Annotated in this window: 1 protein-coding gene; it reads right to left on the reverse strand. The window is 56.0% G+C overall.

What is annotated here, in order from left to right:
* Positions 1-26: 26 nt before the first annotated feature.
* Entirely contained in the window at positions 27-545 is a 519-nt protein-coding gene (locus QN347_RS19370; protein ID WP_322160380.1) for a GAF domain-containing protein, read from the reverse strand.
* Between the last annotated feature and the right edge of the window lie 78 nt (positions 546-623).

Genomic DNA, 623 nt, shown 5'->3' on the forward strand with positions numbered 1-623 from the left:
CATGATCATGGTCGCCATGGGCGGACTCATGCTACGCAGAAACGCCCATCCGTGATTTTCCAAACGGACTCTAAGAACCCGCGCCGAGTAAGCGCCCCAGTAAGGTAATCAACTCGCGCGATCAGCCTCAACTCTAGCTCATCGCAAACGATATTTGCAAAATTACCCAAGATCGCGATGTCGGCGGGGCTGAACCCCCGGCGTCTTGTATCCATAGCGCACAGCGCACCGACATTGTATCCCTCAGGGGTTCGCAACGGGATGCCGGCATAGCTGCGGATATACGGGGGACCATTAACCAGCGGGCTGTCCGCAAATCTCTGATCAGACCGAGCATCCTCAACGATCAACGGCTCGCGTTGAGCGATAGTGTGGGTACAAAATGATATTGATCGCGGTGTTTCCGTCGCTTCGAGGCCACGCTTCGCCTTGAACCATTGCCGATCGCGATCGACCAGTGTCACAGTCGCCATAGGCACCGCCAGCACGGTGCGGACGAGGGTGACGATCTTCTCGAACGGTTCTTCAACCGCAGTGTCGAGCACGTCTAGCCCGGATTATTCGTCGGACGGGCGATTTCGGGTTGGCGAGCGTAGCTTAACCTACTGATTTAGTGTAGAGAA

The organism is Sphingomonas sp. 10B4, assembly GCF_035019905.1.
GTDB lineage: Bacteria > Pseudomonadota > Alphaproteobacteria > Sphingomonadales > Sphingomonadaceae > Sphingomonas > Sphingomonas glacialis.